We start from the raw sequence: 15,106 nt of genomic DNA on the forward strand, positions 1-15,106 counted from the left end.
AACGACCACGGAGGTGACGGCATGACAAGCCAGGCAAACGGCACCGTGACCACCGACGCACGGCCGAGCGACAACACCCCGGTGCCCGCGAAAACGACCACGGAGGTGACGGCATGACAAGCCAGGCAAACGGCACCGTGACCACCGACGCACGGCCGAGCGACAACACCCCGGTGCCCGCGAAGACGACCACGGAGGTGACGGCATGACAAGCCAGGCAAACGGCACCGTGACCACCGACGCACGGCCGAGCGACAACACCCCGGTGCCCGCGAAGACGACCACGGAGGTGACGGCATGACGAACCGTGCAGACGGCACCGTGGCCACCGACGTGCGGCTCGCCTGGCAGCTGACGCGTGGTTCCGGCCGGCGGGAGTGGTGGCGGGCCGGGCTGACCGCGGCCGGGGCCGCGCTGGCGACGGGTTTCGCCTTCGCAGCCGTCGCCCTGGCCTCGCTGCGGGGGTATCACCAGGTGCGCTACGGCAGCGGTCTGCTGGACAGCCCCGGCGAGCGCTCGGGGGTGATCGTCAGCCTGCTGCTCCTGCTGGTGCCGGTGCTGGGGTTCCTCGGGCAGTGCGCCCGGATCGGCGCCGTGCACCGCGACCGGCGGCTGGCCGGACTGCGGCTGGCCGGCGCCGGACCGGCCCAGGTGCGCCGGATCGCCGCGCTGGAGACGGGGCCGGCCTGTCTGCTGGGCTCGGGCCTCGCCACCGCCGTCGCGGTGCCGGTCCTGCTGGGCCTGTGGGACAGCCCGTCGGCCGCGGCCTGGGCCGGCCTCGTGCTGGTCGCCCTCGGGGTGCCGGTGCTGGGCGCGACGGCGGGCGCCCTGGCGCTGCGCCGGGTGGTGGCCTCGCCGCTCGGGTGGGTCCGCCGGGTGCGGCCCAGCAGCGGTCGGGGGCCGGGGCTGCTGTTCGTGGGCGGGGTGCTGCTCGTCCTGCTGCTGGCGCTCGGGGCCGTGGTGAACACCTCCAGCACGGACCGGGGGCAGTTGCCGTTGATCGTGTTCGGGCTGGTCGTCGCCGTCGGAGCGGGAACGGTGTGGCTGGCCGGAGGCACGGCCGGGCTGATCGGGCGGGTGCTTGCCCGCCGCGCTCGTTCGGTGGCGACGCTGATCGCGGCGGAACGGCTGCGCGACGACCCGTGGGCCGCTGCCCGCACGCACGCGGCCGTCCTTCTGGTCACGGTCGTCGGCACGGGCTTCGTCGGCGTCCGCCAGGTGCTGCTCGCCGGGCTGCACGACATGAACCGCGAGGGCCGGCTCGGTATGCCCCTGTCCTTCTACACGACCGGCATCGACCTGACCGGCGCCGCGATCCTCGTCGCCTTCGTGATCACCCTCTGCGGCCTCGCGGTCGGCACCGCCGAGTCCCTGGCGAACCGCCGCCGCGGCCTGGCCACGCAGGTCGCCGCCGGGGTGCCACGCGCGGTGCTCGGCCGGGCGCTGCTGCTGGAGACCGCCCTGCCGCTGGCCCCCGCGGTGGTCCTGGCGGGCGCGGGCGGCATGGCGATCGGCATGGGCTACGGCTCGCTGATCCAGGGTCACGCCGCCCGGGCCGTGCCGTACGCGGGGCTGCTGGTCCCGGTGGCCGTGTACGCATGCTGTCTGCTGGCGACGGCCGGCTCGCTGCCCCTGCTGCGCCGCTCGGTGCGCCCGGCGGAGCTGCGCTACACGTGAGGGCGGGGGAAGCGCACCGCGGGTGAGCGCGGCGGAGCGGCGCCGCAATGTGGCCGGGGCGGACCTGCGCCGCGCGCGATCGGGGCGGACCTGCGCCGCACCTGACCGCCTCGGAAACGCGCCGCGCCGAGCGTGACCCCCACAGGAACATCCGGCCCCGGGGCACGGGGGACCCCGGGGCCGGATCGCGCGCGTGTCCCGGGTGCTGCCCCGGGTACGCGAAGGCCCGGATCGTCAGGCTGAGATGCCGTCGATCCGGGCCATGGCGTCGTCCGCGCCGTACGGCTGCAGGTAGGGCAGCCAGCGCGGGTCCCTATGGCCGGTCCCGATGATGCGCCAGGCCAGACCGGTGGGCGGGGCGGGTTTGTGGCGCAGCCGCCAGCCGATCTCCACGAGGTGACGGTCGGCCTTCACGTGGTTGCAGCGGCGGCACGAGGCCACCACGTTGTCCCAGACGTGCTTGCCTCCGCGGCTGCGCGGGATGACGTGGTCGACGCTGGTTGCGACGCCACCGCAGTACATGCACCGGCCCCCGTCCCGGGCGAACAACGCCCTGCGGGTGAGCGGTACGGGCCCACGATAGGGAACCCGGACGAATCGCTTGAGCCGGACCACGCTGGGTGCGGGGACTGTGACGGTTGCGCTGTGCATAAAGGCGCCGGATTCCTCGAGGGAGACTGCCTTGTTCTCCAGGACGAGGACGAGCGCGCGGCGGAGCGGTACGACGCCGAGCGGCTCGTACGACGCGTTGAGGACCAGGACATGCGGCACGGGGGCCTCCTTGGGCGTCGGCGGCGCGTGGCTCGCGCCGGGACGATCTGCAGCCAGTCTCCCCTCATGCCTGGTGGAAGCGCCACCATGTCCCGGTAACGGGCTGGGAGTGTTTTCAACCACACCGGATTCATCCCCCGGATCACGGCCTGTTCAAGCCCGGGTGAGTCCCGTCTCTCCTGTGCCTCTCCTTTGCGGATCGGCGTGGCGCACACACAATGCCCCGTTAGTGTGGTGGTTCTGTCCGCCCGGTGACCTTTTCGTGACCTTGACCGCCCCGCCGGAGCGGACCGCGCAGCACCATGGAGGTACCTGCCGTGTCCTTGCCCGACGTCCTCCTGGCCGCCGGTGCGACGCCGTCGCCGTCCCCCTCGGGGTCGACGGCACCGGCCGTGCCGACGCTCCAGGACGCCCAGGAGAGCGCGACGAACGCGGCGAGCTGGGTGGAGCAGAACTGGTCGACCTGGCTCGCGATGGGTCTGCAGATCCTGCTGATCCTGGTCGTGGCGTTCGTGCTCAGAGCCGCGGTGCGGCGGGCGATCACCAAACTGATAGACCGGATGAACCGGACCGTGGAGTCGGTGGACGGCACCGCGCTGGGCGGACTGCTGGTCAACGCCGAGCGGCGCCGGCAGCGCTCGCAGGCGATCGGCTCGGTGCTGCGTTCGGTGGCGAGCTTCCTGATCCTCGGCACGGCCGCGCTGATGGTGCTCTCCACCTTCAAGATCAACCTGGCGCCGCTGCTGGCCTCGGCCGGTGTGGCCGGTGTGGCGATCGGTTTCGGCGCGCGGAACCTGGTCACGGACTTCCTCTCGGGCGTGTTCATGATCCTGGAGGACCAGTACGGCGTCGGCGACACGATCGACGCGGGGGTCGCCTCCGGCGAGGTGATCGAGGTCGGGCTGCGGGTGACCAAGCTGCGCGGTGACAGCGGTGAGATCTGGTACGTCCGCAACGGCGAGGTCAAGCGGATCGGCAACCTCTCCCAGGGCTGGGCCACCGCCGGGGTCGACGTGACCGTGCGGGCGAGCGAGGACCTGGACCGGGTGAAGTCCACGCTGGACGAGATCGCCGAGAAGATGACCAAGGAAGAGCCCTGGAACGAACTGCTGTGGGGCCCGATCGAGGTCCTCGGCCTGGACTCCGTCCTGATCGACTCCATGGTGGTCCGCGTCTCGGCGAAGACGATGCCCGGCAAGTCGGTGACGGTCGAGCGCGAGCTGCGCTGGCGCATCAAGCGGGCGTTCGACGCGGCGAGCATCCGGATCGTGGGCGGTGCGACGGCACTGGAGGACCTGGAGGACGCCCCGGACCCGACGACCGCGGTCGCGGCGCCCTCGGTGTACTCCAACGCGGACTCGCCGCAGTCGGCGGCGACGACACCGATCGCTCCGCAGCGGCCGGCACCGAAGTAGGGCACGCGGGCGCCGAACGGTTCGGCGCGCTCGCTCAAGTGAACGGATGGGGCATCCCGGCGCCGGGCGCGCACGAGGTGCCCCATCGCTCTGCCGGGTGCCCCATCGCTCCGCCAGGGCGCCCCATCGCTCCGCCAAGGCGCGCCCCACCGCTCCGCCGGAGCGGCCCCGGTGCGGGCTCGGCCCGGCCCCGGACACGGCATCGATCGTCAGCGGCTGAAGGCCGTTCGCCGGCGACCGAAGCCCCGCTCTCCCCGCCCCCGAGGTAACGACTCCGTTGCCCCGGGGGCACTGTCTATTGACGCCCCCTTCGTCCTGGGCTTACGTTCCTCCCACCCCAATAGGAAAGTTTCCTAACAGTGATCTTCCGGCGACCGGTGATCAAGGCTGGACGTCCTGGCCAGGTCGCTGGAAAGCTGGGCAGCTGGAAAGGCAGGTGTCGACCCCCATGGCAGGAACCGCCGGTACGCCGGGCACCCCGCGCGTCCTGCGCGCCATGAACGACCGCGCCGCCCTGGACCTCCTGCTGGAGCACGGGCCGCTGTCCCGCACCCGGATCGGCAAGCTCACCGGCCTGTCCAAGCCGACCGCCTCCCAGCTGCTGGCCCGTCTGGAGGCGGCCGGACTGGTCCGGGTCACCGGCATCAGCGAGGGCCGGCCGGGCCCCAACGCCCAGCTGTACGCGGTCGATCCCACGGCCGCCCACGCCGCCGGGCTCGACGTCACCCCGACCCGCATCCGCGCCGCCGTCGCCGACATCACCGGCCGCACGGTCGGCGAGTACGAACTGCCCACCCCGGGCCGCCGCCCGGCCCGGCCGGTCGTCGAGCAGGTCACCGAGGCCCTCGACGGCGCGGTGAAGGCTGCGGGACTGGCCCGGGACGACATCCACCGGCTGGTCATCGGCACCCCCGGCGCCTTCGATCCGGGCACCGGGCGGCTGCGCTACGCCTCCCACCTGCCCGGCTGGCACTCCCCCAGCCTGCTCGACGAACTCGCCGCCGCGCTGCCGATGCCGGTCGAGTACGAGAACGACGTCAACCTCGTCGCCATCGCCGAACAGCGGCTCGGCGCGGCCCGCGGCCACGCGGACTTCGTACTGCTGTGGAACCAGGAGGGCCTGGGCGCCGCCCTGGTCCTCGGCGGCCGGCTGCACCGCGGCTGGACCGGCGGCGCCGGCGAGGTCGGCTTCCTGCCCGTGCCGGGCGCACCGCTGGTGCGGCAGGTGACCAAGGCCAACAGCGGCGGCTACCAGGAGCTGGCCGGCTCCCAGGCCGTACCGAAGCTCGCCCGGGAACTCGGCATCGAGAACGTGCCGTCGGGGCCGTACACCGAGGCCGCCGCGGAGCTCGTGGCACGTGCCGCCGACCATGCGGGCGGGCCGCAACGGCAGCTGCTGCAGACCTATGCGACCCGGCTGGCCACCGGTCTCGCCTCGCTCGTCTCCGTCCTCGACCCCGAACTCGTCGTCCTCAGCGGCTCCGCCCTGACGGCCGGCGGCGAGGTGCTGCGCGCTCTCGTCCAGGCCGAGCTGGAGGAGCTGGCGGCCGCCCGCCCCCGGCTCGTCGTCGGTGACGTCCGCGAACACCCCGTACTGCGCGGCGCATTGGAGTCCGCGCTCGCCACCACCCGCGACGAGGTCTTCGACACCTCGCGCTGAGCCCCGCAGTCCCCCTCCTCCCTCTCCTCCTCCTTCTCCTCCTCCTTCTCCTCCTTCTCACACCCACCCCGCCCCCGGGAGACCTCGCCATGCCCGAAGTCGCACCCTCTCTTGCCCGAAAAGCGGCCTTTGCCGTGACCGCGTCGCTGGCCCTGCTCGCCACCGCCTGTACCGGCCAGTCCAACTCCGGCGCCACCGACGACGCGTCCAAGGACACGACGATCAACTTCTGGCATGCCTGGAGCGCGCCGAACGAGGTGAAGGCGGTCAAGTCCCTGGTCGCCGGATTCGAGAAGGCGCACCCCAACATCCACGTGAACATCGTCGGCAACATGACCGACGACAAGATCAACCAGGCGCTGCGCTCCGGCGGCGACAAGGCACCGGACGTGATCTCCTCCTTCACCACCAACAACGTGGGCAAGTTCTGCTCCTCGGGCGCGCTGGTCGACCTCAACCCCTTCTTCAAGAAGTCGGGGATCGACCCGGAGACGACCTTCCCGAAGACGATGAACGAGTACACCCAGTTCGAGGGCAACCGCTGCACGGTGCCGCTGCTGGGCGACGCGTACGGCCTCTACTACAACAAGACGGCGTTCGAGAAGGCGGGCATCACCGCCCCGCCGAAGACTTGGTCGGAGTTCGAGGCCGACGCCAAGAAGCTGACGATCCCGCAGGGCGACGGCTTCAAGCAGCTCGGCTTCATGCCGGACTACCACGGCTGGGAGTCGACCACCGAGCACTACTTCGGGCAGTTCTCGCCGACGTACTTCGACAAGGACGGAAAGTCCGCCCTGGCCAAGGACCCGGCGTTCGAAAAGGGCTTCACGCTGCAGAAGCGGCTCGTCGACGAACTCGGCGGATTCCAGAAGCTGGAGCGGTTCCGGGCCACTCTGGGCGACGAATGGGGCCCGAAGCACCCCTTCCACACCGGCCAGGTGGCCATGCAGCTCGACGGCGAGTGGCGGCTCGGAATGGCCGAGCAGGCCAAGGTGAAGTTCGACATCGGGGTCGCCCCGCTGCCCGTCCCGGACGACCGGGCGAGCCAGTACGGCAAGGGCTACATCACCGGCACCATCGCGGGCATCGCCGCCTCCAGCCACAAGCAGAACGCGGCCTGGGAACTGGTGAAGTACATGACCACGAACACGGACGCGGTGGTCGGCTTCGCCAACGCCATCCACAACGTGCCCTCCACACTGGCCGCGCTGAAGTCACCGAAGCTGAAGTACGACCCGCGGTTCAAGACCTTCCTGGACATCGCCGCCGACCCGGACTCCACCACCACGCCCGCCTCGATCAACGGCGGTGTGTACCTGGTGACGATCCAGCAGTTCGGCTACGACTACGAAAGCGGCAAGGTCACCGATCTGCAGGCCGGCCTGAAGAAGACGGCCGCGCAGATCGACACGGACATCGCGCAGGCGAAGTAGTCATGAGCACCATCACATTGGCGTCGAAGCGCCGCCGGGCGGCGCTTCGCACGGCCGCCTTCATGTCGCCCTGGCTGATCGGCTTCGCGGTCTTCTTCGCGTACCCGCTGATCTCGACGGTCTACTTCTCGTTCATGCACTACGACGGCTTCAAGCCGCCGACGTGGAGCGGCACGAAGAACTGGACGTACGTCTTCGAGCACTACCCGCTCTTCTGGCCCGCCCTGCGCAACACCCTGTGGCTGGTCGTCGTCATGGTGACCCTCCGGGTCGTCTTCGGCCTCGGCGTGGGCCTGCTCATCACGAAGATCAAGACCGGTGCGGGCGTCTTCCGCACCCTCTTCTACCTGCCCTACCTGGCCCCGCCGGTCGCGGCGACCATGGCCTTCGCCTTCCTCCTCAACCCCGGTACGGGCCCGGTCAACTCGATCCTGGAGAAGGCGGGCATCCCGGCGCCGGGCTGGTTCAACGACCCCTCGTGGTCCAAGCCGGCCCTGACCCTGCTGGCGCTCTGGGGCATCGGCGACCTGATGGTCATCTTCATGGCCGCGCTGCTGGACGTGCCCACGGAGCAGTACGAGGCGGCGGAGCTGGACGGGGCGTCGGCCTGGCAGCGGTTCCGCTACGTCACCCTGCCGAACATCTCGCCGATCGTGATGTTCGCCGTGGTCACCGGCGTGATCCAGACGATGCAGTACTACACGCAGCCGCTGATCGCGGGGAAGGTCGCCTCCGGTGTGATCCAGGGCGCGGGCACCCAGTTCGAGCCCGGCTACCCGGACAAGTCCACGCTCACCCTCCCCCAGCTCGTCTACAACCTCGGCTTCCAGCGCTTCGACTACGGCTCCGCGTGTGTCGTCGCCCTCGTCCTCTTCGCCCTGTCGATGGTGTTCACCGCGTTCCTGATGCGGCGCCGGGGCGGTCTCATCCAGGCAGGTGACTGACCATGACCCACGTACTGGACCGGCCGGTGAAGCCGGCGCCGCAGGTGTCCGGGGCGGAGCGGACCGCCCGGCGCAGGGCACTGCTCGAATGGATAGCGGTGCACTCCCTCGGTGTCGCCGCCGCGCTCTTCTTCACGCTCCCCTTCGTGTTCGTGCTGCTGACCTCCCTGATGAGCGACAGCCAGGCCCTGAGCCGGGACCTGATCCCGCACACCTGGGAGTGGGGCAACTACCGGAAGGTCTTCGACACGCCCGGCTTTCTGACCTGGTGGAAGAACACGCTGATCTACGCCGGCCTGGGCACCGTGCTGACCGTGGCGTCGTCGATCCCCGTGGCGTACGCGCTGGCGAAGTTCCGCTTCCGGGGCCGCAATCTGTCACTCATGCTGGTGATCTCGATGATGATGCTGCCACCGCAGGTGATCATCATCCCGATGTACCTGTTCTGGGCGAAGCAGCTGGACCTCTCGGGCACGCTGTGGCCGCTGATCATCCCGATGGCGTTCGGCGACGCGTTCTCCATCTTCCTGCTGCGCCAGTTCCTGATGACCATCCCGAACGAGTACGTGGACGCGGCGAAGGTGGACGGCTGCGGCGACCTGCGGACCCTGCTGCGGGTCGTGCTGCCGATGGCGAAGCCGGGCATCGCCGCCGTGGCGCTCTTCCAGTTCTTCTACGCCTGGAACGACTACTTCGGCCCGCAGATCTACGCGTCCGAGAACCCGGGCGCCTGGACGCTGTCGTACGGCCTGGAGTCCTTCAAGGGCGCCCACCACACCGACTGGAACCTCACCATGGCCGCGACCGTGCTGGTCATGGCCCCCGTGATCCTCGTGTTCTTCTTCGCCCAGAAGGCGTTCGTCGAGGGCGTCACGCTCACCGGAGTGAAGGGGTGAACCCCGTATGCCGTGCATGCCCGGGGAACACCCCCCGGACCCCCGGCCGATGACCGCTGTCTCCGATCCCCGGAAGCGAGGGAACCTCCAGTGAAACTCACCGTGGTCGGCGGAGGCTCGACCTACACCCCCGAACTCATCGACGGCTTCGCACGCCTCAGGGACACCCTGCCCGTCGAGGAACTGGTCCTCGTGGACCCGGCCGCCGAACGCCTGGAACTGGTGGGCGGCCTGGCCCGCCGGATCTTCGCCAAGCAGGCGCATCCCGGCAGGATCGTCACGACCGCCGACCTGGACGCGGGAGTCGACGGCGCCGACGCCGTCCTGCTCCAGCTCCGCGTGGGCGGGCAGGCGGCCCGCGAGAAGGACGAGACCTGGCCGCTGGAGTGCGGCTGCATCGGCCAGGAGACGACGGGCGCGGGGGGCCTGGCCAAGGCGCTGCGCACGGTCCCCGTCGTCCTCGACATCGCCGAACGGGTCCGCCGCACGAACCCCCGTGCCTGGATCATCGACTTCACCAACCCGGTCGGCATCGTCACCCGCGCCCTGCTCCAGGCGGGCCACCGGGCGGTGGGCCTGTGCAATGTGGCGATCGGCTTCCAGCGCAAGTTCGCGGCGCTGCTGGGCACCGACCCGAAGGACGTCCACCTCGAGCATGTGGGCCTGAACCACCTCACCTGGGAGACCGGGGTGCGCCTCGGCGGCCCCGAAGGCGCGAACGTCCTGCCCGGGCTGCTGGCCGAGCACGGCGACGCCATCGCCGACGACCTGCGCCTTCCGCGCCCCCTCCTGGACCGCCTGGGCGTGGTCCCCTCCTACTACCTGCGCTACTTCTACGCCCACGACGAGGTCGTACGGGACCTGCGCACCAAGCCCTCCCGGGCGGCGGAGGTCGCGGCCATGGAACGCGAACTGCTGGCCCTGTACGGCGATCCGGCGCTGGACGAGAAGCCGTCGCTGCTCGCCAAACGCGGCGGCGCCTTCTACTCCGAGGCGGCGGTGGACCTGGCGGCCGCCCTGCTGCGCGGCTCCGGCAGCCCGTACCAGGTGGTGAACACGCTCAACAAGGGCACCCTGCCCTTCCTGCCGGACGACGCGGTGATCGAGGTGCAGGCGGCGGTGGGCCCGGCGGGACCCGTCGCGCTGCCGGTGCCCGAGCCGGACCCGCTGTACGCGGGCCTGATGGCGAACGTGACCGGCTACGAGGACCTGGCGCTGGAGGCGGCCCTGCGCGGCGGCCGGGACCGGGTCTTCCGCGCCCTCCTAGCCCATCCCCTGATCGGCCAGTACGCGTACGCCGACACCCTCACCGACCGACTGATCGCGCACAACCGGGAGCACCTCGCGTGGGCCTGACCGCACCTGACACCGCGTGTGTGCTCGCCATCGACGCGGGCAACAGCAAGACCGACGTGGCCGTGGTCACCGCCGCCGGGCAGGTCCTGGCCACGGCCCGCGGCGGCGGCTTCCGCCCGCCCGCGGTGGGCGTGGCGGCGGCCGTGGACGCCCTCGCCGCCCCGGTGGCCCGGGCCTTCGCGGAGGCGGGCGTCGGCTCCGTCTCGCATGTCTCGGCCTGTCTGGCCAACGCCGATCTGCCGGTGGAAGAGGAGCAGTTGGCGGCCGCGCTGCACGCGCGCGCGTGGGGCGCGTCGGTGGAGGTCCGCAACGACACCTTCGCGATCCTGCGCGCGGGCGTGGCCGAGCCCCGGGGCGTGGCCGTGGTCTGCGGCGCCGGCATCAACTGCGTCGGCATGCGCCCGGACGGCCGCACCGCCCGCTTTCCCGCGATCGGCCGTATCTCCGGCGACTGGGGCGGCGGCTGGGCCCTGGCCGAGGAGGCCCTGTGGCACGCGGCCCGCGCGGAGGACGGCCGCGGGGAGCCGACCGCGCTGGCCCGCACCCTGCCGGGCCACTTCGGCCTGCCGACCATGTACGCGCTGATCGAGGCGCTGCACCTGGAGCACGTGGAGAACGGCCGCCGGCACGAGCTGACCCCGGTCCTTTTCGAGACAGCCGCGCGGGGGGACGCCGTGGCGCGCTCGGTCGTGGACCGGCTGGCCGAGGAGGTGACGACCATGGCCACGGTGGCCCTGACCCGTCTGGACCTGCTCGCCGAGCAGACCCCGGTCCTGCTGGGCGGCAGCGTCCTGACCGCCGGGCACCCGCAGCTGGACGACGGCATCCGCACCCTGCTGGCGTCCCGTGCCCCGAAGGCGGACGTCCGGGTGGTGTCGGCGGGCCCGGTGCTGGGCGCGGCGCTGCTGGGCCTCGACCGGCTGGGGGCCGGTACGGGAGCGCAGGAAAGGGCGCGCGGCCACTGGGAGAAGAGACCGTGACCACGCAACTGTCTTGAAATAACACGTTTATTCGAAAGATCGACTGGAGTCCGTGGAGGTCCGGCAGCAGGGCCGTTAGCTTCACGCAGGTCTGCACCAATCGCCTCCACGGAAGGACAGCCCATGTTCCGACGCACAGCCGCTGCCGCCCTGGCCGCGGCCGCGGTCCTCACGGGCATCGCGGCCGGACCCGCGAGCGCCGCGACGAGGGCGACCGCCGACCCCTCCGGTCTGAAGGGCCTGACCATCACGTCGTTGAGCAACAACCGCAGTCTCGACGTGCAGAACGGCAACACCGGCGACGGTGTCTTCCTCGTCACCAACAGCGCCCCCGGCCACCACCAGCAGTGGAGCGCGAACCTCAGCGGCAGCGACGGGTCCTTCACCCTCGTCAACGACGCCACCGGGAAATGCGCGGACGCCGGCCTGCCGCTCAGACAGCAGTCCTGTGACGGCCGGGGCACCGAGCGGTGGTACTTCCAGCCCGTCACCGGCAGCACCGGCGCCTTCATGATCCGCAACACGCGGGACAACAAGTGCCTGGACCTCTGGTACAACGCCCAGTACGACGACGCGTGGACGGACACCTACGACTGCAACGGCACCAAGGCGCAGCAGTGGCGGCTGCCCGACACCGCACGGGACGCCGCGGTGGCCGCGGCCGTCGACTATGCCGGGGCCCGCTGCGTCAAGGACAGCTCCTCCTGCTCGTGGCGCACCCGGTCCCAGGCCCCGGCGGCACCGCTGCCGAAGAAGTGCGTCTCGCCGGTCTGGTTCAACGGGACCGCGGCGGCGGTGCCGTGGACGTTCACGATGAACAAGCAGAGCGGCTGGACCTCCACGCTCGGCTTCACGTTCGGCACCACGATCGGCGCGGGCGCCGCGTCGCCGGTGACCGCCCAGGTCAGCCAGCAGGTCACCGGCAACGTCACGCAGAACCTGGTCGAGGATCTCGGCAACAGCCTCACCATCACGGTGCCTCCGCAGCAGTACGGCTGGGTGGCCCTGTCGGAGCTGGCGACCAGGGTGACCGGGACCTGGACCTTCGACGCGAACGGCTTCGCCTGGACCGCGGACGACACCCTGACCGTGCCGCTCAGGACCGACGGCCAGGGCGGCGCCAGCATCTATCTCGCCCAGACCAGCGCCACCTTCACCAACTGTGAGACCGGCCGGTGAGACTCCGGTAGGGGCCGAGTAGTCTGCGGGGGCCGGGGCACCGTACGCGCCCCGGCCCCCGCGGTGTGCCGTTCCAGGGAACCGATCACGGTGAACCGGCGTATTCATCACCAGGGGGTGGTGCGTCACGCCGCCCGCGCCGTGGGTTGCGCTGCGATCCGATCAAGATCGAGTGAAGGCCGGTGCGGATGTCAGTCCGGGCGGCGATACTTGGCGGCGAACGGATGACCATGGGGGAGGTCAAGTGACACACCCGCCGAAGAGCAGCGCGGCACCACCGGTCGGCCCCGCCATGCCCGCGGTCCCCGCGCAGCCCGGCCGCCCGCCGGCCACCCCGCCTTCGTCACCCGCCACACCCGCCTCACCCGCGCCGCCCGCCCGCCGTACCGCCTTCGCCGAAGGGGTCGACCGGCTGCGGGCCGCGGCGACCACCGAACCGGGGCGGCTGCGGATCATCGGGGCCGTGCTCGCGCTGCTCGTCGTCACGTTCGGGGCGGTCACCTCCTGGCAGGCCTCCGAGCGGGCGGCCGCCGCCGACGACGTGCTGCACAGCAGCCAGCCGCTCAGCTCCGGCGCCGCCGACATCTACCGCTCCCTGGCGGACGCCAACACGGCCGCCTCCAGCGGCTTCCTGGCCGGCGGCCAGGAGAGCGCGGCCACCCGCGCCCGGTACGAGAAGGACATCGGGACGGCCGCCACGGGGCTCGTCACGGCCGCCGCCAACGCAGCCCCCGGCTCGCCCTCCGAGGCGACGATCGCCAAGCTGAACCGGCTGCTGCCCGAGTACAAGGGCCTCATCGAGCGCGCCCGGACCTACAACCGGCAGGGGTATCCGGTCGGCGGCGCCTATCTGCGGTACGCCAACGACAAGATGCAGAAGCAGATGCTCCCGGCCGCGGAGGATCTGTACACGAAGGAGAACCAGCGCCTGGACGCCGACTACGGGGACGCGACGCCGTACCCGTGGGTGGCGATCGCGCTCGGCGTGCTCGCCCTGGCCGCGCTCGGCTGGGCCCAGCACCGCAGCTACCGGCACACCAACCGCGTCCTCAACCACGGCCTGGTGGCAGCCACCGCCGCCACCACGGTGGTCCTGCTGTGGCTGGTCGTCGGACACGCGGTCGCACGCTCCGGCCTCAACGGCTCGTACCAGCACGGCGTCCGTTCGCTGAACTACCTGCACGACGCCCGGATCGCCTCCCTGAAGGCCCGTGGCAACGAGAACCTCAGCCTGGTGGCGCGCGGCGCCGAGACCGTCACGGTCGGCGGGAAGCAGTACGACGCGTACTACTACGCCTTCGACAAGGACATGGCCGCGCTCGGCAAGGGCCTGGCCCAGGCCGAGAAGCTCGCCGACGACCAGTCCGGCACCAAGCCCGTCAAGGCCGCCGAGGGCAGCATGGCGGTGTGGAAGCAGCGGCACGCCTCGGCCCGGGACGAGGACGAGAACGGCAACTACCAGCAGGCACTGGACAAGGTGATCGGTGCCGAGGGTGCGACCGGCGAGTGCTTCGACAGCGTCGACGACAATCTCCGCCGGGCGATCGACCACGAACAGGCCGAGTTCAGGCAGGCCGCCGGTGACGGGCGGGACGCGATGTCCGGCCTGCCCGTCGGTTCCGCCGTACTGGCGGTGATCGGCGCCGCGGTCGCGCTCGCCGGCATAGGGCGCCGGCTTTCGGAGTACCGGTGACAGGGGGCAGGACGATGTACGCAGCACGTGCACGGGCCTCCCTGCGGGGCTGGGGCGGAGTGGGCGCGATGGCGGTGCTGTGCGCCCTCGCGCTGGCGTTCGTCCTGCTGCTGCCGCGTACCCAGGCGGTCCACCGGGGCGGGAGCGCCACCGGCCAGGGAGTGGCCAACGGCAGCCAGGCGCGGGCCGACTCCTGCGACGACGCGCAGGCGCAGAACCGGACGCTGTCGCCGTCCGGCGCCGACGGCCCCACGATCGACGCGATCAAGGACCGCACGGGCGCCAAGCGCAAGCTGGTCGTCGGCGTCGACCAGAACAGCTACCACTGGGGCTACCGCAACCCGAACACCGAGGGTGCGCAGCTGGAGGGCTTCGACATCGACCTCGTCCACCGGATCGCCCAGGACATCCTCGGCGACCCGGACGCGGTGCAGTTCAAGGCCATCCCGACCAGCCAGCGCATCTCCGCGATCCAGGACGGCCGGGTGGACATGGTCGTGCGCACGATGACCATCACCTGCCAGCGGCTCGCCGATGTCGCGTTCTCCGCCCCCTACTTCAAGACCGGGCAGCAGGTGCTCGCGCCCAAGTCGTCGTCCATCACGGGCTACAACGACACCCTCGCGCACAAGAGGATCTGCACAGCCTCCGGTTCCACCGCCTACGGCAAGCTGAAGGCGGACCGCGACAAGGGCGACCTGCCCGCCTCGGCCGACATCTCCACGACCGTCCCCAACCAACTCGACTGCCTGGTAAGGCTCCAGCTCGGCGAGGTCGACGCGGTGGTCACCGACGGCGCGCTCGCCGCGAGCCAGGCCGCCCAGGACCCGACCGTCGAACTGAAGGGCAAGGCGTTCACCACCGAGTACTACGGCGTGGCGATGAAGAAGGACGCCACCGATCTGGTACGCCGGGTCAACCGCGTCCTCGTGGGCTACCGGGCGAGCGGCTGGCAGGCGTCGTACGACACTTGGCTGTCGGCCACACTGGGAAAGGACTCGGGACCGTCCAAGCCGCCCGCGCCGCAGTACCTGCGCACCAGCTGACCCCCGCCCCCGACCGAATCCGTCCCAGGCCAACCACACAGCAGCGAGAGGTGATC

General features: G+C 71.2%; 12 protein-coding genes. 11 read left to right on the plus strand and 1 reads right to left on the minus strand.

Annotated elements, in window-relative coordinates:
* The first annotated feature begins 297 nt into the window (after positions 1 to 297).
* Positions 298 to 1,677 (plus strand): ABC transporter permease, encoded by a 1,380-nt coding sequence (locus ACZ7P3_RS09320; RefSeq protein ID WP_472080101.1) that lies wholly within the window; start codon positions 298 to 300, stop codon positions 1,675 to 1,677.
* 234 nt (positions 1,678 to 1,911) lie between these two features.
* Here the strand turns inward: ACZ7P3_RS09320 and ACZ7P3_RS09325 are convergent, their stop codons facing one another.
* A complete protein-coding gene (locus ACZ7P3_RS09325; RefSeq protein ID WP_055522363.1) occupies positions 1,912 to 2,448 on the minus strand; it encodes an HNH endonuclease in 537 nt (178 codons plus the stop codon).
* A gap of 317 nt (positions 2,449 to 2,765) precedes the next feature.
* Between ACZ7P3_RS09325 and ACZ7P3_RS09330 the strand changes: the two genes are divergently transcribed.
* The 10 genes from ACZ7P3_RS09330 (at position 2,766) to ACZ7P3_RS09375 (ending at position 15,050) form a co-directional block, all read left to right on the plus strand.
* On the plus strand, positions 2,766 to 3,863 hold the full coding sequence (locus tag ACZ7P3_RS09330; protein ID WP_472080103.1) for a mechanosensitive ion channel family protein: 1,098 nt from the start codon (positions 2,766 to 2,768) through the stop codon (positions 3,861 to 3,863).
* A gap of 448 nt (positions 3,864 to 4,311) precedes the next feature.
* Positions 4,312 to 5,523, plus strand: coding sequence for an ROK family transcriptional regulator (locus ACZ7P3_RS09335; protein WP_472080105.1), 1,212 nt, complete (start codon positions 4,312 to 4,314; stop codon positions 5,521 to 5,523).
* Positions 5,524 to 5,612: 89 nt separating this feature from the next.
* A complete protein-coding gene (locus tag ACZ7P3_RS09340) occupies positions 5,613 to 6,956 on the plus strand; it encodes an ABC transporter substrate-binding protein (RefSeq protein WP_472080107.1) in 1,344 nt (447 codons plus the stop codon).
* A 2-nt stretch (positions 6,957 to 6,958) separates the two neighbouring features.
* Entirely contained in the window at positions 6,959 to 7,900 is a 942-nt protein-coding gene (locus ACZ7P3_RS09345; RefSeq protein ID WP_472080109.1) for a carbohydrate ABC transporter permease, read from the plus strand.
* Positions 7,901 to 7,902: 2 nt separating this feature from the next.
* Positions 7,903 to 8,796 (plus strand): carbohydrate ABC transporter permease, encoded by an 894-nt coding sequence (locus tag ACZ7P3_RS09350; protein WP_472080111.1) that lies wholly within the window; start codon positions 7,903 to 7,905, stop codon positions 8,794 to 8,796.
* Positions 8,797 to 8,886: 90 nt separating this feature from the next.
* Positions 8,887 to 10,152 (plus strand): 6-phospho-beta-glucosidase, encoded by a 1,266-nt coding sequence (locus tag ACZ7P3_RS09355; protein ID WP_472080113.1) that lies wholly within the window; start codon positions 8,887 to 8,889, stop codon positions 10,150 to 10,152.
* Positions 10,143 to 11,132, plus strand: a complete 990-nt coding sequence (locus ACZ7P3_RS09360; protein ID WP_472080115.1) for an N-acetylglucosamine kinase — start codon at positions 10,143 to 10,145, stop codon at positions 11,130 to 11,132. The genes ACZ7P3_RS09355 and ACZ7P3_RS09360 overlap by 10 nt, the downstream gene beginning before the upstream one ends.
* A 123-nt stretch (positions 11,133 to 11,255) precedes the next feature.
* Positions 11,256 to 12,311: an RICIN domain-containing protein gene (locus ACZ7P3_RS09365; protein WP_472080117.1), complete on the plus strand. Its 1,056-nt coding sequence runs from the start codon at positions 11,256 to 11,258 to the stop codon at positions 12,309 to 12,311.
* Positions 12,312 to 12,603: 292 nt separating this feature from the next.
* The gene (locus ACZ7P3_RS09370; RefSeq protein ID WP_472080330.1) at positions 12,604 to 14,004 is read left to right on the plus strand and encodes a hypothetical protein; all 1,401 of its coding nucleotides are present in this window, start codon (positions 12,604 to 12,606) and stop codon (positions 14,002 to 14,004) included.
* A 14-nt stretch (positions 14,005 to 14,018) separates the two neighbouring features.
* Complete coding sequence (locus tag ACZ7P3_RS09375) at positions 14,019 to 15,050, plus strand: glutamate ABC transporter substrate-binding protein (protein ID WP_472080119.1); 1,032 nt, start codon at positions 14,019 to 14,021, stop codon at positions 15,048 to 15,050.
* The last annotated feature ends 56 nt before the right edge of the window (positions 15,051 to 15,106 follow it).

Source organism: Streptomyces sp. NPDC107581 (genome assembly GCF_055657175.1).

Coding starts and splice junctions, on each gene's coding strand:
- ACZ7P3_RS09320 (WP_472080101.1), top strand. CDS start 298: ATGACGAACCGTGCAGACGGCACCGTGGCCACCGACGTGCGGCTCGCC.
- ACZ7P3_RS09335 (WP_472080105.1), top strand. CDS start 4,312: ATGGCAGGAACCGCCGGTACGCCGGGCACCCCGCGCGTCCTGCGCGCC.
- ACZ7P3_RS09340 (WP_472080107.1), top strand. CDS start 5,613: ATGCCCGAAGTCGCACCCTCTCTTGCCCGAAAAGCGGCCTTTGCCGTG.
- ACZ7P3_RS09345 (WP_472080109.1), top strand. CDS start 6,959: ATGAGCACCATCACATTGGCGTCGAAGCGCCGCCGGGCGGCGCTTCGC.
- ACZ7P3_RS09350 (WP_472080111.1), top strand. CDS start 7,903: ATGACCCACGTACTGGACCGGCCGGTGAAGCCGGCGCCGCAGGTGTCC.
- ACZ7P3_RS09365 (WP_472080117.1), top strand. CDS start 11,256: ATGTTCCGACGCACAGCCGCTGCCGCCCTGGCCGCGGCCGCGGTCCTC.
- ACZ7P3_RS09370 (WP_472080330.1), top strand. CDS start 12,604: ATGCCCGCGGTCCCCGCGCAGCCCGGCCGCCCGCCGGCCACCCCGCCT.
- ACZ7P3_RS09375 (WP_472080119.1), top strand. CDS start 14,019: ATGTACGCAGCACGTGCACGGGCCTCCCTGCGGGGCTGGGGCGGAGTG.